17 protein-coding genes are annotated in these 16,010 nt (G+C 66.2%); 1 reads left to right on the forward strand and 16 read right to left on the reverse strand.

Going from position 1 to position 16,010, the window contains the following annotated elements:
• Positions 1 to 57: 57 nt before the first annotated feature.
• The 15 genes from NFH97_RS00600 to NFH97_RS00670 all read right to left on the reverse strand — a co-directional run bounded on the left by NFH97_RS00600 (position 58) and on the right by NFH97_RS00670 (position 13,985).
• Positions 58 to 918, reverse strand: coding sequence for a sulfurtransferase (locus NFH97_RS00600; protein ID WP_348827906.1), 861 nt, complete (start codon positions 916 to 918; stop codon positions 58 to 60).
• Between the two features lie 113 nt (positions 919 to 1,031).
• Positions 1,032 to 3,236 carry an ATP-dependent helicase gene (locus NFH97_RS00605; protein ID WP_349624217.1) on the reverse strand — a complete coding sequence of 735 codons (2,205 nt, stop codon included), beginning with the start codon at positions 3,234 to 3,236 and terminating at the stop codon, positions 1,032 to 1,034.
• A complete protein-coding gene (locus NFH97_RS00610; protein ID WP_349624218.1) occupies positions 3,236 to 3,826 on the reverse strand; it encodes a DUF1285 domain-containing protein in 591 nt (196 codons plus the stop codon). Before NFH97_RS00610 ends, NFH97_RS00605 begins: the two co-directional genes overlap by 1 nt.
• Positions 3,827 to 3,945: 119 nt before the next feature.
• Positions 3,946 to 4,782, reverse strand: coding sequence for a TatD family hydrolase (locus tag NFH97_RS00615; RefSeq protein ID WP_108132686.1), 837 nt, complete (start codon positions 4,780 to 4,782; stop codon positions 3,946 to 3,948).
• Positions 4,783 to 4,888: 106 nt separating this feature from the next.
• The gene (locus tag NFH97_RS00620) at positions 4,889 to 5,890 is read right to left on the reverse strand and encodes a DNA polymerase III subunit delta' (protein WP_108132685.1); all 1,002 of its coding nucleotides are present in this window, start codon (positions 5,888 to 5,890) and stop codon (positions 4,889 to 4,891) included.
• Positions 5,881 to 6,561, reverse strand: a complete 681-nt coding sequence (gene tmk, locus NFH97_RS00625) for a dTMP kinase (RefSeq protein ID WP_108132684.1) — start codon at positions 6,559 to 6,561, stop codon at positions 5,881 to 5,883. Before tmk ends, NFH97_RS00620 begins: the two co-directional genes overlap by 10 nt.
• Positions 6,562 to 6,593: 32 nt before the next feature.
• Positions 6,594 to 7,598 (reverse strand): endolytic transglycosylase MltG, encoded by a 1,005-nt coding sequence (mltG, locus tag NFH97_RS00630; RefSeq protein ID WP_108132683.1) that lies wholly within the window; start codon positions 7,596 to 7,598, stop codon positions 6,594 to 6,596.
• Between the two features lie 106 nt (positions 7,599 to 7,704).
• Positions 7,705 to 8,523, reverse strand: a complete 819-nt coding sequence (gene pabC / locus NFH97_RS00635; protein WP_349624219.1) for an aminodeoxychorismate lyase — start codon at positions 8,521 to 8,523, stop codon at positions 7,705 to 7,707.
• A 3-nt stretch (positions 8,524 to 8,526) separates the two neighbouring features.
• Complete coding sequence (fabF, locus tag NFH97_RS00640; protein ID WP_045993406.1) at positions 8,527 to 9,765, reverse strand: beta-ketoacyl-ACP synthase II; 1,239 nt, start codon at positions 9,763 to 9,765, stop codon at positions 8,527 to 8,529.
• A 266-nt stretch (positions 9,766 to 10,031) separates the two neighbouring features.
• Positions 10,032 to 10,265, reverse strand: a complete 234-nt coding sequence (gene acpP / locus NFH97_RS00645; RefSeq protein WP_021820799.1) for an acyl carrier protein — start codon at positions 10,263 to 10,265, stop codon at positions 10,032 to 10,034.
• Positions 10,266 to 10,386: 121 nt separating this feature from the next.
• Positions 10,387 to 11,130, reverse strand: a complete 744-nt coding sequence (gene fabG / locus NFH97_RS00650; RefSeq protein ID WP_349624220.1) for a 3-oxoacyl-ACP reductase FabG — start codon at positions 11,128 to 11,130, stop codon at positions 10,387 to 10,389.
• Between the two features lie 60 nt (positions 11,131 to 11,190).
• On the reverse strand, positions 11,191 to 12,138 hold the full coding sequence (gene fabD / locus NFH97_RS00655; RefSeq protein WP_045993431.1) for an ACP S-malonyltransferase: 948 nt from the start codon (positions 12,136 to 12,138) through the stop codon (positions 11,191 to 11,193).
• Between the two features lie 9 nt (positions 12,139 to 12,147).
• The gene (gene plsX / locus NFH97_RS00660) at positions 12,148 to 13,221 is read right to left on the reverse strand and encodes a phosphate acyltransferase PlsX (RefSeq protein ID WP_083970469.1); all 1,074 of its coding nucleotides are present in this window, start codon (positions 13,219 to 13,221) and stop codon (positions 12,148 to 12,150) included.
• Between the two features lie 34 nt (positions 13,222 to 13,255).
• Positions 13,256 to 13,426, reverse strand: a complete 171-nt coding sequence (rpmF, locus tag NFH97_RS00665) for a 50S ribosomal protein L32 (protein ID WP_010627954.1) — start codon at positions 13,424 to 13,426, stop codon at positions 13,256 to 13,258.
• A 25-nt stretch (positions 13,427 to 13,451) separates the two neighbouring features.
• Positions 13,452 to 13,985 (reverse strand): YceD family protein, encoded by a 534-nt coding sequence (locus tag NFH97_RS00670; protein WP_045993405.1) that lies wholly within the window; start codon positions 13,983 to 13,985, stop codon positions 13,452 to 13,454.
• A 150-nt stretch (positions 13,986 to 14,135) separates the two neighbouring features.
• Between NFH97_RS00670 and NFH97_RS00675 the strand changes: the two genes are divergently transcribed.
• The gene (locus NFH97_RS00675; RefSeq protein WP_108132680.1) at positions 14,136 to 14,756 is read left to right on the forward strand and encodes a Maf family protein; all 621 of its coding nucleotides are present in this window, start codon (positions 14,136 to 14,138) and stop codon (positions 14,754 to 14,756) included.
• Here NFH97_RS00675 and sppA read toward each other — a convergent pair.
• Positions 14,744 to 16,000: a signal peptide peptidase SppA gene (gene sppA / locus NFH97_RS00680; RefSeq protein ID WP_286984893.1), complete on the reverse strand. Its 1,257-nt coding sequence runs from the start codon at positions 15,998 to 16,000 to the stop codon at positions 14,744 to 14,746. The genes NFH97_RS00675 and sppA overlap by 13 nt on opposite strands.
• Between the last annotated feature and the right edge of the window lie 10 nt (positions 16,001 to 16,010).

Raw genomic sequence — 16,010 nt, forward strand, 5'->3', positions numbered from 1 at the left:
GTGTTGACGCTGAAGGACCGCTGTAGGCGCCACAAGGCGGCGCCGTCAGCAGTGGCGTCAGGAAGCGGTGGCGGGGCCGGTCTCGGCCGGGCGTGCGGGATCGCCGCTCCACTCGCTCCAGGAGCCGACATAGAGCCGCGGGGCCGGCAGACCCGCCAGGCGATAGGCGAGAATGTCATGGCAGGCGGTAACGCCGGAGCCGCAGTAGGCAATCACGCCAGGATCCTGCTGCGACTTCTGGGGCAGTTCTCTTGCTAAAGCCTCCGGCGACTTGAAGCGTCCATTGTCGTCGAGATTGAGGCTACAGGGGCGATTGACCGCACCAGGGATATGCCCGGCTCGGGGGTCCATCGGCTCGACCTCGCCGCGATAGCGCTCACCGGCCCGGGCGTCCACCTTCAGCGCCGCAGTCGACGCCATCTCCTCGAGGACGACGAAACGACTGTCGTCGAATTCGGGTGTCCACTGCGACGGCGCAGGAGGCGCACCCTCCCCCACCTCCCAGTCGCCATTGATGCTCTCCCAGGCGGCGAGGCCACCGTCGAGCAGGCGCACCCGCGGGTGGCCGGCCCACTCGCTCAGCATCCACCAGGCCCGCGCCGCCGCCAGCTGGCCGCCGGCATCATCGAGCACCACCACCTCGCGCTCAGGCGCGACGCCCAGTCGCTGAAGGGTCGCGGTGAAGTCGGCGTGGCTCGGCAAGGGGTGTCGTCCGCCTGCCCCGGAGCCAGCGTCCCTGGGCCCGGACAGGTCACGGTCCAGATCCAGGTGCAGACTGCCAGGGACATGCGCCTGACGCCACAGCGCCGCCCCGGCCTCGGGGTCGTTCAAGCGCACGCGGCAGTCCAGCACCAGCGGCGGGGTGTCGCCGTCTAGCGCGTGTCGCAGGCTATCGGCGTCGATCAAGGGATGGGTCATGACGAACTCCTTCTCATGTCAGAACACTGTCTGGTGGCGCAAGGCTTTATCGCTTCGGAGCCTTATCGTATCGAAGCGCTTTCGCGCGTCTCGACAAGTGGCCCGCGCCCTGATCAGGCGCTCGACAGCCGCTCGATCGGGGCGCGATGGGCGATCAGGCGGCGCTTGCCGGCACGATCGAAGCGCACCTCGATGACCGGATTGGCGGGGTCGCCTTCCACCAAGGAGACCTCACCGTCACCGAAGACGCCGTGGCGAATGCGCTCACCCACCTGGTAATGGCCATTGCCTGGCGCTCGCTCAAGCGCCTTGATCGGCAGCGGCTGCCCCAGGGCATTCAGATAGCGCCCCACCAGTGCCGGCTCGGCGACGCTCACCTCCTCGGGGTCGGCTCCGTCAGCGCATCGGTACAGCGCCCTGGCCACGGCGCTGGCGTCGCGGCAGGCGCTCTCCTGGATAAAGCGGCTGGGACGATGATCGCCGCCATCGTGGAGGATGACCAGGCGTTCGATGGCCCGGGTGATGGCCACATAGTAGAGCCTGCGCTCTTCCTCGAGACGCTCGGGGGACAGGGGGTTGTCACGACTGTAGTGGGGAAAGTCCTCTTCATTGACCGCCCCCACCATCACCAGCGGCCACTCCAGGCCCTTGGCGCCATGAACCGTATTGATCAACACCCCTTCGTCGCGGTTCTGCACCGGGCGTCGCAGCAGCTCGATGAAGGTGGCGATGTCGCCGACCTCCCGAGCCTGCTCGATCAGGACGTCGAGCAGGCGCACGTCCTCCTCGCCCTTGTCGCGGCGGGAGGCGGCGCGCTTGAGTACCTTTTCCGCCTCGACCTCCTCGACCACGTGCTCGAGCAGCGCGTCGGCGGAAAGATGGGCAAGCTTCGGCAGCTCGCACAGCAGTTGCCAGCGACGCTTGAGGGTGCGCTTCTGGTGCGGCTTCAGTCGCGCCAGCAGCGCATCGCCCGGCCCTGGCCAGGTCTGGGTGTCGGCCAGGCGCTGCACCAGGCCAGCGAGCACTTCACGTGGTACAAAGCAGGTCGGCTGGGCAAACATCGGCATCAGCGCGCCGGGGTCGCGCAGCTGCTCGGGCGACAGCGCCAGCGATAGATAGCCGGCCAGAGCCTCTACCAGCGGCAGGCGAAAGACGAAGCGATCCTCCCGGGCCAGGCGAAAGGGAATGCCTTCGCGCAACAGCGCCAGCTGCATCGGCACCGACAGGGTCCAGCTACGTACCAGCAGACAGGCTTCGTCGAGACGACGGCCGGCTTCCACCCAGCGCTTGAGTCCATCGAGGAAGGCACTGGCGCCCCGTGCCACCTTGAGCTCGGTACGCGGATTGGTGGGCGCCGCCAGGCATAGCTGGTCCGGGCGACGCGGGTTGCCGGCGATGGCATGATTGGCGGCCAGCGCCAAGGCGTGACCATGGCGAAAGGTGGTCGACAAGGGGTAGTCGGTGGCGGCACCGAAGATCCGGGTAAAGTTCTCGAGCATGGCCTCCGGGTGGGCACCGCGCCATTCATAGATGCACTGGTTGGCGTCACCCACCGCCATCACCGAAGCCTGGTCGCCGGCCAGCACCGCCAACAACCGCTGCTGGGCGGCATTGATGTCCTGATACTCGTCGATGATCACATGGTCGAGGAAGCCCTGAACCCGCTGGCGCAGCGCGGGATCACCTTCGAGTGCCAGCAGCGGTCGATACAGCAGATCCGAATAGGTCATCACGCCGTGATCGGCCAGCAATGTCTCGAGACACTGGTGGGCGACGACGAAGTGGCGAGTCCCCTCGCCAAGCTCGAGCCGCTCATACAGCAACTGGGGGTCGATCACCTCGGCCTTGACCAGCGAACAGAAGTGGGCGAGTTCCTCGATGCGATCGGGCTCGAGCGCGGCGTCGCGATCCTCGTCGACCTGGGCCAACGCCTCCAGGGTCGCCTGGCGCAGCAGTCGCTCCTGCTGCCAGTCTGCGGTCAGCAGTTCGCGCCGTGGCAGCGCGCCCCAGCGGGTCAGGCTCTGACTCAGACGATGTCCGAGAGAGTGAAAGGTACGCACCTCCGGCAGTTCCATGCCGGGTTCGGCCATGGCCACCAGACGGCGCTGAAAGTCTTCCCGGGCGGCGCGGTTGAACATCAGCACCATCATGCGCCGGGCGCTGACTCCGTGGGACAGCAGGTGCAGCACCCTGGCCACCAGGGTGGTGGTCTTGCCCGCTCCGGCCACCGCCGCGACCCTGGCGTGGCCTGCCGGGTGGGCGACAACGCAGCGTTGTTCGGGCGTCAGCGCGAGCCGCTCCAATGCAGGTGAAGCCATCAGTGCGCGTCACCCTCCAGGCGTCCCAGCGGCTGCCACACGCCGTCGCTGGTAAGCCCCAGCTCGCCGCGCTCGGTGCACGCTTCGGCCTGCTCGACCAGACGGTAGAAGACGTTACGCCCGAGTCGAGCACTCACGCCGTAGGGCAGGCACACCTGGGGCACCTCCTCGCCCGCCGGTGTCGTCGACAGCGATAGTCGATGCTGCTGCCCCAGGGCGATACGCTCGCCGACGTTGGTGGTCAGCCACCAGCGCTTGTCTACGTGGTCTTCTGGCTGGTCTTTTGACTGGCCTTCCAGCCGAGCGTCTGCCTGCTCGGCCTCCAGTACCACGAATGCGGTGTCCTCGACGCTGATCCGCCACTTTTCGATAGGCGTGACCAGGTAGTGGTGGCCGTCGTCCTCCCGTCGCAGGATGCGCGCGAACAGGCGCACCAGCTCAGGACGCTGGATCGGACTGCCTTCGTGGATCCAGCGCCCGTCCCGGGCGATCACCAGGTCCATCTCGCCGCTCGGTTCGGGCTGCCAGTCAGACAAGGGCGGACGCTCACCAAGCTCGGCGATGCCGTTCAGGATGTGATCGAGTTGCATGGAGGCTACCTCGTCGAGTTATCGCTCAAGGCCCGGCCAACAGACCGGTGCCCGTGCCGACCGGGGCCATGGGCCCTGTTCACAACAAAGCCTGCTTCGCCCTGGTCCACAACGCCCGCTTAGCCCTGGTCCACAAAGCCCGCGTCGCGAAGGGCCTGCTTGAGGTCCTCCGGGGCGGCAGGCTGGGCCTTGGGAAACAGCCGGTAGAAGTTGGCGGTGGTCTGCATCGCCACCTCTTCCACGCTGATTCCCCGCTCGTCGGCAATGCATTGGGCCACGTCGACCACCCAGGCCGGCTCGTTGGGCTTGCCACGGTGCGGCACCGGCGCCAGATAGGGGCTGTCGGTCTCGATCAGCAGACGATCCAGCGGTACTTTTCTTGCCACCTCGCGCAGCGACTCGGCGGTGCGAAAGGTGACGATCCCCGACAAGGAGATATAAAAGCCCAGGCGCACCGCATCCCGCGCCATCTCGAGGTCCTCGGTGAAGCAGTGCAGCACCCCGCCGACCTCGGGATCGCTGTACTGACGAATCAGCGAGAGCGTGTCCTCCCTCGCTTCCCGGGTATGCACCACGATCGGCAGCGACAGTTCGGTGGCAGCCTGCAGATGGCGAGCGAAACGCTCGTGCTGCACCTCGGCGGGAACACTGTCGTAATGATAGTCCAGTCCCGATTCGCCGATGGCCACGGCACCATGCTCCTTGGCGCAGGCGACAATCTCGGCAACGCCGGGTTCGTGCTCCACCTGATGCAGCGGATGCACCCCGGCGGAGATCACCACGTCGTCGTGGGCCTGGCGAATTGCGGCCAGTTCGGGCACGCCGTCGAGGGTCACGCTGATGGCCAGGAACTGCTGGACGCCGCGCTCGCGGGCGGCGTCCAGGGCCCGCGACAGATCGCCGCCATGGGTATCAGGAGAAAGGCGATCGAGATGGCAGTGGGAATCGACGAACATGAAGATCTCTCGGGGCTTGAATACGGATGTCAGGGACGAATACCGGCGACGATGATCAGAGACGCCAGCGAGCCTCCGGGGAGGACGTCTGGGCACACGACGTCGCTCAGGAACGCAACAGGGCCGCCCAGCGGACCAGCCAGGCCTCGAGCACCAGTTGCGGGTTGGGATTGCCGCCTTCACTGAGCAACCGACGCTGCTCACGGGCGTAGTCGAGCAGGCGGAACCAGTCGCGCACCCGGCCATTTTTCACCGCCTGACGATAGAGCGGTGCCAGGTCGGGGTTTCTGAGGCCTTCAGGCTCGCCGGAAAGCCCCAGGCGAATCAGATCCTCCAGCCAGGCGATACCGTACCACAGGATGGCGTCGATGGCCTGGCGGTCCAGCCGGGCCGCCTCGGCCACCGGTTCGGCGCCACGTACCAGGGCGTCGAAGGTCTCGTGCAGCTGTTGACGCAGCGCCCGCGAGCCCGGCTCGGCCAGCTGTCGCGCTGCCAGCGGCAACCCACCGGCGGCTCGAAACCAGAAGCGTGCTTCGTCCTCGGAACCGAGTTCCTTCGACAGCCAGTCCAGGCAGTCTTCGAGTTCCGGCGGCTTGAGCGTCCACTGCTGGCAGCGCGAACGGATCGTCGGCAGCAGGTGGGACGGCATGTCGGAGACCAGCACGAACAGGGTGTCCTGCCCCGGCTCCTCCAGGCTCTTCAGCAGGGCGTTGGACGCGGCCACGTTCATCGCCTCGGCAGGACGGATCTCGATGACCCGGTGCCCACCCTGCTGAGCGGTCTGGGAGACGAAGCCATTGACCTGACGGATCGGGTCGATGCGAATCATCCGCTTGCCCTCCTCCGGCGCCACCCGAAGCAGGTCAGGATGGTAGCCCGAGGCCAGCATATGGCAACTGTGGCACTCACCGCAGGCGGTCTCGCCTGGGCGGGCACACAGGGCGCGGGCAATCAGTGCCTCGGCCAGGGACTGCTTGCCGAGCCCGCGGGGGCCCGACAGCAGCACGGCATGGGGCAGACGACCGGCGTCCATCAGCCGCACCAGTTCGTGCCAGCGCGGCGCCAGCCAGGGCATCGGCGGCTGGGCGACGCTACTACTCACGTCCATTGCGCCACCCGCTCGTCCAGTACCCGCGTGATCCGCCGCTGCACCTCTTCGAGGCTGGCGTCAGCGTCGATCCTGACCATCCGCTGCGGTGCCTGCTCGGCCCGGGCCAGGTAGGCCAGGCGCACCCGCTCGAAAAAGTCGCGGCGCTCCTGCTCGAAGCGATCCTTGCGCGTGCCGGTGCGGTCCAGACGACCCGCCAGGCGACGCTCCGCCGCGTCCAGCGGCATGTCCAGCAACAGCGTCAGATCCGGCGTCAGTTCTCCCTGGACCAGACGTTCGAGCTGGACGATGCGCTCGAACGGCAGGCCTCGACCGCCACCCTGGTAGGCAAAGGTGGCGTCGGTGAAGCGGTCGCTGACCACCCAGGCGCCGCGCTCCAGGGCCGGGCGAATACGCTGGGCAAGATGCTGGGCCCGTGCCGCGAACACCAGCAGCAGCTCGGCGTCACTGTCCAGCGGCTCGTCGCTGGACGCCAGCAGCAGTTCGCGAATGGCCTCGGCCCGAGGCGTCCCGCCGGGCTCGCGGGTCTGTACCACCTCGATGCCACGCGCCTCGAGGGCGTCGACCACGAAGGCCAGGTTGGTGGACTTGCCGACGCCTTCTCCGCCCTCCAGGGTAATGAAGCGCCCGCGCGCGCCGGAGGTGGGCTCGGCCGGTTGTGTCTGCGTCATGGATACCACTCCTGGTTCGGGAGACGTCCGCGTCAACGGCGCCGAATATAACGATTGACGGCGTTATTGTGCTCACGCAGCGTGCGGGAGAAGTGGTGGGTGCCATCTCCCTTGGCGACGAAGTACAGGGTGTCGCCCTCCTGCGGGTCGACGGCGGCCTCCAGTGCAGCCCGCCCCGGCAATGCGATCGGGGTCGGCGGCAGGCCATCGATCACGTAGGTGTTGTAGGGGGTGGCTTCGCGCAGGTCGGCCCGAGTGATATTGCCCTCGAAGCGATCGCCCATGCCGTAGATCACCGTTGGATCGGTCTGCAGCCGCATCCCACGCTCCAGGCGGCGCTTGAACACCCCGGCGATCTGACGCCGCTCTTCGGGGGCGCCGGTCTCACGCTCGATCAGCGAGGCCATGATCAGCGCCTCGTACGGCGTATCGATGGGCAGATCCTCGGCGCGATCGGCCCACACCTCCTCAAGCAGGGCTTCCATGCTCTGATTGGCCTGGCGCAGAATCTCCAGATCCTCCACCCCCTTGTGGTAGGTGTAGGTATCGGGGAAGAAGCGTCCTTCCGGATGCTCGCCCTCGTGCCCCAGCGCCGTCATGATCTCGTCGTCGCTCATCTCGGCACTGGCGTGGGCCAGCTTCTCGGCCTCGGCCAGGGCCGCGCGCATCTGCTGGAAGGTCCAGCCCTCGGGAATGGTCACGCTGTAGGTGACCACCTCGGCGCTGGCGAGCTTATCGAGTACCTGCATGCCACTCATGCCTGGCTCCAGCGAGTACTCGCCGACCTTCAGCGACGGCACACGATCAGGCTCCACTCGCGTCAACAGCTTGAAGGCCCAGGCGTCGGCCAGCACACCCTGGGCCTCGAGATCATCCACCACCCGATTGAAACCGGCCCCGGGCGGCACCTCGTAGAGCATCGGTTCATCGAGGGTGATCGGGGCCTGCAGACGCGTCTGCCAATAGTGATAAGCGCCGTAGCCGCCAATAGCGGCAATGACGACAAGAGTGAGCAAGACCTTGAGCGCGGTGCGCATGGAAGTTCCTTAGTCTGGTCGCGCCGGCGCACGGCGCTTGTCTGAAGCGGTCAGAATAGTACGGCAAAGCGGATGCAGGCACCCCGGCTGGAAGCGCCCGGGTGACTCAGTCGGCCCCGGCATACCCCAGCAGGCGGTGGGCTCGGTGCTGAAAGGCGCGATGGACAGCATTCAGCTCCCAGCCATGCTGGGGCTGCCCTTCGCTGTCGTCGAGTCGCGCGACGGGCCACACGCCCTGGACGCTGTTGCCAAGCCATACAGCCTCGCAGGACGAAAGCTCGTCGGCCAGCAACGGCGCCTCCACCACCGCGCCCTGTTCCAGCAAGGCGGCTCGCAGGGTACCTGCCACGCCACACTGATCCAGCGGCGGGGTCGATACCTGTTCGGCGCCCCGGGCGAGAAAGAACACGTTCATGGCGGTGGCTTCGACAAGCTGGCCTCGATCATCCTCGAGAAGCCCCTCGGCGATAGCGGGGTCCCGCCACTCGGATCGTGCCAGCACGTTCTCGAGACGGGCCAGATGCTTGATCCCGGCCAGCACGGGCTGGCGTGCCAGGCGCAGGCGGCAGCGACGCACCCTGACCCCGTCTGCCCAACGCTGTTGATCGGGTGCGAAGCTCGACCACAGCGCCTCAAGCCTGGGGTCTGAGGACGCCGGCGGCGCGTAGCCCCGTCCACCGCTGCCCCGGGTGTAGACCAGCTTGAGCACACCAAGCCCCGGCCCCGCGCCAGCGAGGGCGGATGCCAGGGCCTCTGTACGGGGCGGGGGCAGGTCGAGCACCCGGCAGCCCTTCAGCAGTCGTGCCAGGTGCTCAGACCACAACAGCGGCGTGCCGTCGCGCACCAGCACCGTCTCGAACAGGCCATCGCCGTAGGCCAGCCCCCGATCACTCAGGGGCAATGTCGGCTCGGACGGCCTATTCATCCATCAGGCCTTCTTGAACACCAGGGTGCCATTGGTGCCGCCGAAGCCGAAGGAGTTGGACAGGGTCACGTCGACCTTGGCATCGCGGGCGGTATGCGGCACGTAGTCGAGCACGCACCCTTCCTGGGGATTGTCCAGGTTGATGGTGGGCGGCAGCGCCTGATCACGAATCGCCAGGATGCTGAAGACCGCCTCCACCGCACCGGCGGCGCCGAGCAGGTGGCCGATCATCGACTTGGTGGAGCTGACCGCGACGCTTTGGGCGGCGCTGCCCATGACCTTCTCCACCGCGCGGCTCTCGGCCAGGTCGCCGGCGGCGGTCGAGGTGCCGTGGGCGTTGATGTAATCGATCTCGCTGGCGTCGATGCCGGCGTCCTTGATCGCGTTGGCCATGGAGGCCGCCGCGCCGCGACCGTCTTCCGGCGGCAGGGTCATGTGGTAGGCATCATCGCTCATGCCGAAACCGATCAGCTCGGCGTAGATGGTCGCCCCACGTGCCTTGGCGTGTTCGTACTCTTCCAGCACCACCACGCCGGCGCCGTCGGACAGCACGAAGCCGTCGCGATCCTTGTCCCAGGGGCGGCTGGCCGCCTGGGGATCGTCATTGCGGGTGGACAGCGCCCGCGCGGCGGAGAAGCCGCCCAGCCCCAGCGGTGTGGTCGCCATCTCGGCACCGCCACAGACCATCACGTCGGCGTCGCCGTATGCGATGGTACGGGCGCTGTAGCCGATATTGTGGGTGCCGGTGGTGCAGGCGGTGGTGATGGCGATATTGGGACCACGGAAGCCGTGCTGAATCGCCAGATTGCCCGAGATCATGTTGATGATGGAGCCGGGCACGAAGAACGGCGAGATACGCCGGGCGCCGCTCTTGTTGAGCGCGTTGTGGTTGTGCTCGATCATCGGCAGCCCACCGATTCCCGAGCCGATGGCCACGCCGATGCGATCGGCATTTTCCTCGGTGCACTCGATACCGGCGTCCTCGATGGCCTGAGCCCCCGCGGCAATACCGTACTGGATGAACAGGTCCATCTTCCTGGCATCCTTGGGGTTCAGGTAGGGGCTGATATCAAAGTCCTTCACCGAACCGCCGAAGCGCGTGTTGAAGCCGCTGACATCGAAGTGCTCGATGGGCGCCACACCGCTCTTGCCGGCCAGGATGCTGTCCCAGCTTTCCTTGACGGTGTTGCCCACCGGTGTGACCAGGCCGAGGCCCGTCACCACTACCCTTCTACGAGACATCAGCTTTCCTCCAGACATCCAAAAAGTTACGGCCCAACTGTGGAGGACCGTCGGTTGCGCGCATTATACCCGAGACACAGGCCGCTGTGCTCCCCCCGGCGCCGAGGCTTTACCGGGAAGGCTGGCACAGGACCCTGCCTTCGAGGCCTGGACACGCAAAAGCCGCCCTGGCGAACCAGGACGGCTTCCGCGGGGATTGCATCCCCGCCTTTCAGCAAGCGGCCATCGCCGCCACCGGCAGACTGACTCGGAACACCGAGCCGGTCTTACTGGTTGGCGTTGACGTAGTCGATCGCTTCCTGAACGGTGGTAATCTTCTCGGCTTCTTCATCAGGAATTTCGGTATCGAATTCCTCTTCCAGCGCCATCACCAGCTCAACGGTGTCCAGGGAATCAGCGCCCAGGTCCTCGGTGAAGGAAGAGGAGTTCTGAATATCTTCTTCCTTGACGTTCAGGCGCTCTGCCACAACTTTCTTCACGCGCTCTTCGATGGTGCTCATTTAGACATACTCCAGTCGTTCACGTTAGCCGTTCTGATGACCAGCTGGTTAATTCCGCAAGTAAACTGCGGGGTAGTTTATAGACCCCTTCGGGTCGACGCAACACACGCAGGAAGCGCATTCAGCGCATGTTCATCCCGCCATTGACGTGCAGGGTTTCGCCAGTGATATAGGCTGCGCTATCGCTGGTCAAGAACCCGACCGCCGCGGCGATTTCCACGGGCTGCCCCAGACGCGCCAGAGGCACCTGCCCCTTGAGCATCGTCTGCTGATCCTCGGACAGCGCCTGGGTCATGTCGGTGGCAATAAAGCCAGGCGCCACGGCGTTGACGGTGATGGCACGGGAGGCCACCTCGCGCGCCAGCGCCCGGGTGAAGCCTTCCATGCCCGCCTTGGCGGCAGCATAGTTGCTTTGGCCGGCGTTGCCCATGGTGGCGACCACCGAACTGACGGATACGATACGGCCCCAACGGGCCTTGCTCATGCCACGCAGGCACGCCTTGCTGAGGCGAAAGACCGACTTGAGGTTGGCGTCGAGTACACCATCCCACTCATCTTCCTTCATTCGCATCAGCAGATTGTCACGGGTGATACCGGCATTGTTGACCAGGATGGTCGGCGCACCAAACTCGTCATTGATCGACTTCAGCAGTGCTTCGACGCTGGTCGGATCGGTGACATCTAGGCGGCGCCCTGCGCCCTGAAACCCCTGCTCCTTGAGGTCCGCATCGATGCGGTCGGCACCGGCATCGGTGGTGGCGGTGCCGATCACGATGCGACCCTGCCGCCCCAGCTCGTGGGCGATGGCACGGCCGATACCGCGGCTGGCCCCGGTAATCAGGGCGACTCTAGGCTCGGTTGTCATGGTCACTTCCATTGCTTCGTCGTTGTCGCCCGGCACAGCGCCGGGCCAGGAGGCTTTCGATCAGTTGATCTCGCGAGCCAGCTCAAGGGCTGCACTGAGACTGTCGGGATCATTCACCGCCAGTCCGCGACTGCCCCGGGCAATACGCTTGTTGAGGCCGGTGAGGACCTTGCCGGGCCCGCACTCGATGAACACCTCGGCACCGCCGTCGACCATCTTCTCGACGCAGGAGACCCAACGCACCGGCTGGTAGAGCTGCTCGATCAGGCGAGTGCGCAGGGTGGCCACATCGGCATGGGCCTGGGCATCGACGTTCTGCACCACGGTATAGCGCGGCGCCTTGAGCTCGATATCACCAAGCGCCTGCTCTAGCCGCTCGGCGGCCGGCCGCATCAGGTCACAGTGGGAAGGCACCGATACCGGCAACGGCATCGCGCGCTTGGCCCCGGCCTCCTGACAGGCGGCGATGGCACGATCCACGGCGGCCTTGCTGCCGGCGATCACCACCTGCCCGGGAGCATTGTAGTTGACAGCAGAGACCACGTCCCCGTCGGCCGCCTTGGCGCAGGCCTGCTCGACGGCCGCGTCGTCCAGACCGAGAATCGCTGCCATGGCGCCCTGCCCGGCCGGCACGGCCTGCTGCATGGCTTCGCCGCGCAGGCGAACCAGACGAACCCCTTCCGCAAAGGAAAGCGCGCCGGCGCACACCATGGCGCTGTATTCGCCGAGACTATGGCCGGCCATGGCACCGGGGCGCGGGCCCTCGAGTTCCTGCCACACGCGCCAGATCGCCACGCTGGAGGCCAACAGTGCCGGCTGGGTGCAGGCGGTGGCATTGAGCGCCTCCGCAGGACCTTCCTGGACCACCTGCCACAGGTCGTAACCCAGCGCCTCCGAGGCCTCCTCGAAGGTCGTCCTCACCACGCTGTAGCGTTCGGCCAGATCGCGCAGCATGCCGACCTGTTGCGACCCCTGCCCAGGGAAGATAAGGGCAAGCGGTTGAGTCATCTTGATCACCTATAGCTCTTGTTGGCCATCATCCATATCCACACTGCCCCCTGACAAGGGACCGGAAGATGGACGACGATGGTCGAGCTCGGCCTCCAGCCGGCTCGGCAAGTCACGGCTGACCTCCTGGGAGGCGCGCTTCAGGGCGTAGTAAAAACCCTGAGCGTCACAGCTGCCATGACTCTTTATCACAATACCCGCCAGCCCCAGCAGGCTGGCGCCGTTGTAGCGAACCGGATCCAGTTCACTCTTCAATCGTCTGAGCGCTGGACGGGCCAGCATCCCCACCAGCCGACTCCCCCAGTGCGCCTCGAAGGTCGCCTGGACGCGACCGACCAGCATCTTGGCCAGGCCCTCGCTGGCCTTGAGCAGCACATTGCCGACAAAGCCGTCACAGACCACGACGTCCGCCTGACCGGCAAACACGCCATCGCCCTCGATAAAGCCAAGATAGTCGATCCCGGCCACCTGGCGCAGTGCCGCATCGGCCTGCTGTACCGCCAAGGAGCCTTTGGTCGACTCCACCCCAACGTTGAGCAGGGCAATCCGCGGAGCCGCCAGACCGTCGACGTGGCGCGCCATGATATCGCCCATCAGGGCGAAGTCCACCAGGCGCTCCGCCGACACATCCACATTGGCACCCAGATCAAGCAAATAGCAGCGTCCGTCGCCTCGCGTCGGAATCGCGGTACTGATGGCCGGGCGCGGCACGCCCGGAACCATGCCAAGGGCGCGGCGCGACAGCGCCATCAAGGCGCCAGTATTGCCGGAACTGACGCCGACATCGGCCTCACCCGCCGCCACACAGTCAAGCATGCGAGCCATGCTTGAAGCATGACCTCGGCGCAGCGCCTGAGAGGCGCGCATATCGGCGGGGATGATATCGGGTGCGTCACACAGGTGCAGATGCGACGCCGCCGCGGCCAGAGGCCGCGGCAGGCGTGAAATCTCGTCATCCAGCAGGCCCGCAGGGCCAAACAGCTGAATGTCGAGCTGCGGGTCCTCGATGACTGCCCTGGCCGCCCCCGCCACGGTGGCGCGGGGACCCTTGTCCCCGCCCATGGCATCTACGGCAATCCGCATCCCGGCGGCCAGGCGCTATCGAGGCGTCGTCAACTTATACGTCGACGACCTTGCGACCGCGATAGAAACCGTCCGGGGAGACGTGGTGACGCAGGTGAGTGGTGCCGGTCTCCTTGTCCTGGGACAGGGTCGGTGCACTCAGGGCGTCGTGGCTACGACGCATGCCGCGCTTGGAACGGGTCTTACGGTTCTGCTGAACTGCCATGGGAAATCACTCCACAAAAAATCGATCAGGTATCGGTGTTGCCCTTGAGGCGCTTGAGCACGTCAAAGGGACTGCCAGAGGGCGCTTCCGAGACTTCGGCATCCGCCCCGCTGCTCAGCTGGTCGCGCGAGACAGGACACTCTGACTCGTCGTGGTAGACCACCTGGGGCAGACTGAGGATAAGTTCATCCTCGACCACGCCCAGCAGGTCCAGCTGTTCATTCTCCACCAGCACCGGTTCATGGGTGCTCGGCAGATCGGCGGCCAGGTCGTCACTGCTGACGAGCCCGAGCAGGAAGTCGCTCGTGACATGTTGGGCCATGGGCTCGAGGCAGCGGCGACACGGCAGCTGCAGATCGGCCTCCAGGCGCCCCCGGATCACCCGACGCCCCTGAGCGTCGATGGCGAATTCCAGCCAGGCGCTGGCATCGCCCTGTTGAGCGCCGACCTCTTCGGTCAGGCGGCTCATGTCGGCCAGCGCCACCAGGCCTTCGAGGTGTTCGGCTTGGGCGGCGAGCTTGTAGGGCTCGACCCGGCCGGGCAATCGTGAGGTCAACATAGGCGCGCAATGATAGGCACTCGTTCCGCCCCTGTCAAAGCCCTGTGCTCAATAGGTTACCATGTCCCGGGATCCGCTCGAACCCGACGAGCACAACCTGCCCATAGCGGGCCTCCCCGACACGACTCCACACATTGCAAGGAAGGACGCATGACCCCACTGGTGCTTGCCTCCAGCTCACCCTGGCGCCGCGAACTGCTTGAACGGCTGGGCCTGCCCTTCTCCTGGGCGAGCCCGGACATCGACGAGACCCGCGGCACGGACGAGACGCCCACATCATTGGTGCAGCGGCTGTCGCTGACCAAGGCCGAAGCGCTGGCCGACGCCTACTCGCGCCACCTGATCATCGGCTCCGACCAGGTAGCCCTGTTCGACGACCAGATCCTGGGCAAGCCCCACACCCAGGAGCGCGCCTGCGCACAACTGCGAGCCTTCTCGGGGCAACGGGTGCGTTTTGTCACCGGACTGGCGCTGCTCGACACCGCCGAGCATCGCCATTGGGTCGGCTACCAGCACTATGACGTGGTCTTTCGCCGTCTCACCGACACCGAGATCAGCACCTACGTCGCCCGCGAGCAGCCGCTTCAGTGCGCTGGCAGCTTTCGCATGGAGGGTCTCGGCATCACCCTGTTCGAGCGCCTGGAGGGTGACGACCCGAACAGTCTGATCGGCCTCCCTCTGATTCTGCTGTGCCGGTGGCTGCGCGAGGCTGGCGCCGACCCCCTGGCGGCATCCGCCACCGATGTCGCGAACGGCGATCAGGGCAACTGATAACGCACCGGCGATGACGCCTGCGGCAGCCCCATCCACTGGGCCACGCCCACACCGAAGCGCCGAGCCAGGCGGTCGAAGGGGTCCTGGGATGGGGTGTAGTCCTTGATTCGTGGCTGGTCGAGCCATTCATGGGCCTCTTCGTCCAGGGTACCCAGGCGATCCACCAGGCCCAGCTCCAGCGCCTGCTCTCCGGTCCAGATCAGGCCGCTGAAGATCCGGGGATCATCGGCCAGACGATCACCGCGCCCTGCCTTGACCGCATCGATGAACTGCTGATGGGTCGTATCCAGCACCTCTTGCCAGAACGCCTGCTGTTCGGGACGCATCTCGGAGAAGGGATCGAGAAAGGCCTTGTTGTCGCCTGCGGTGAAGACGCGCCGCTCCACACCCAGGTCATCGATGGCCCCCTCCAGCCCGAAGCCGGCGTAGATGACGCCGATAGAGCCGACCAGACTGGACGGCGCAGCGACAATCTCGTCCGCCGCAGACGCCATGTAATAGGCGCCGCTGGCCCCCAGGTCCTCGACCACCGCGACGATCGGCTTGTCGCCGCGCTCGCGCAGGGCCATCACCGCCTTGTAGACCCGCTGGGACTGCACCGGACTGCCGCCCGGACTGTTGATATGCAATACCACCGCGGCGCTGCTGGGCGACTCCCAGGCGGCTTCGATACCTTCGATCAGGCGCTCGGCATTGGCCGGCGACTCGCTATCGATCACACCGTCGACCTTGACCACCCCAAGATGCCTGGCCTGCTCTCGCTCATCGCCAGGCACCATCAGCAGTGCAAAGCCCACCAGCGCCGCCACTCCCAGCAGCAGCGCCAGCCAGGCGAAACGAAAGAACAGCTTCCAGCGCCGACTGCGCCGCTGCTCGACCAGTACGCTCTGGATCCAGCGGTCCATGCTCTCGATCTGGGCAAGGCGCTGGCGCTCCCGCAATACTTCGGCGCTGTCGCCGGACGATTCAGCCGGCCCGCTGCCGCCGGGTTCAGCCGGCCCGCTGCCGCCGGACGATCCAGCCGGCCCGCTGCCGCCGGGTTCAGCCGGCCCGCTGCCACCGGGTTCAGCCGACCCGCTGCCGCCGGACGATCCAACCGGCCCGTTGCCGCCGGGTTCAGCCGGCCCGCTGCCGCCGCTCTTGTCCGGCCCACTACCGCCGGCTGCCGCAGCCGCTCCCTTGCCGCTGGAAGACGACATCTCCCCCTGGGTCCAGGGGTCATCCTTGGGGGTATCCGACATCCCACCACTC

The organism is Halomonas sp. SCS19 (assembly GCF_040147015.1).
GTDB classification, from domain to species: domain Bacteria; phylum Pseudomonadota; class Gammaproteobacteria; order Pseudomonadales; family Halomonadaceae; genus Halomonas; species Halomonas litopenaei.

What these genes read in the sequence shown, in the direction of transcription:
- NFH97_RS00600 (WP_348827906.1), bottom strand. Translation starts at nt 918, where the DNA reads ATGACCCATCCCTTGATCGACGCCGATAGCCTGCGACACGCGCTAGAC.
- NFH97_RS00605 (WP_349624217.1), bottom strand. Translation starts at nt 3,236, where the DNA reads ATGGCTTCACCTGCATTGGAGCGGCTCGCGCTGACGCCCGAACAACGC.
- NFH97_RS00610 (WP_349624218.1), bottom strand. Translation starts at nt 3,826, where the DNA reads ATGCAACTCGATCACATCCTGAACGGCATCGCCGAGCTTGGTGAGCGT.
- NFH97_RS00615 (WP_108132686.1), bottom strand. Translation starts at nt 4,782, where the DNA reads ATGTTCGTCGATTCCCACTGCCATCTCGATCGCCTTTCTCCTGATACC.
- NFH97_RS00620 (WP_108132685.1), bottom strand. Translation starts at nt 5,890, where the DNA reads ATGGACGTGAGTAGTAGCGTCGCCCAGCCGCCGATGCCCTGGCTGGCG.
- tmk (WP_108132684.1), bottom strand. Translation starts at nt 6,561, where the DNA reads ATGACGCAGACACAACCGGCCGAGCCCACCTCCGGCGCGCGCGGGCGC.
- mltG (WP_108132683.1), bottom strand. Translation starts at nt 7,598, where the DNA reads ATGCGCACCGCGCTCAAGGTCTTGCTCACTCTTGTCGTCATTGCCGCT.
- pabC (WP_349624219.1), bottom strand. Translation starts at nt 8,523, where the DNA reads ATGAATAGGCCGTCCGAGCCGACATTGCCCCTGAGTGATCGGGGGCTG.
- fabF (WP_045993406.1), bottom strand. Translation starts at nt 9,765, where the DNA reads ATGTCTCGTAGAAGGGTAGTGGTGACGGGCCTCGGCCTGGTCACACCG.
- acpP (WP_021820799.1), bottom strand. Translation starts at nt 10,265, where the DNA reads ATGAGCACCATCGAAGAGCGCGTGAAGAAAGTTGTGGCAGAGCGCCTG.
- fabG (WP_349624220.1), bottom strand. Translation starts at nt 11,130, where the DNA reads ATGACAACCGAGCCTAGAGTCGCCCTGATTACCGGGGCCAGCCGCGGT.
- fabD (WP_045993431.1), bottom strand. Translation starts at nt 12,138, where the DNA reads ATGACTCAACCGCTTGCCCTTATCTTCCCTGGGCAGGGGTCGCAACAG.
- plsX (WP_083970469.1), bottom strand. Translation starts at nt 13,221, where the DNA reads ATGCGGATTGCCGTAGATGCCATGGGCGGGGACAAGGGTCCCCGCGCC.
- rpmF (WP_010627954.1), bottom strand. Translation starts at nt 13,426, where the DNA reads ATGGCAGTTCAGCAGAACCGTAAGACCCGTTCCAAGCGCGGCATGCGT.
- NFH97_RS00670 (WP_045993405.1), bottom strand. Translation starts at nt 13,985, where the DNA reads ATGTTGACCTCACGATTGCCCGGCCGGGTCGAGCCCTACAAGCTCGCC.
- NFH97_RS00675 (WP_108132680.1), top strand. Translation starts at nt 14,136, where the DNA reads ATGACCCCACTGGTGCTTGCCTCCAGCTCACCCTGGCGCCGCGAACTG.
- sppA (WP_286984893.1), bottom strand. Translation starts at nt 16,000, where the DNA reads ATGTCGGATACCCCCAAGGATGACCCCTGGACCCAGGGGGAGATGTCG.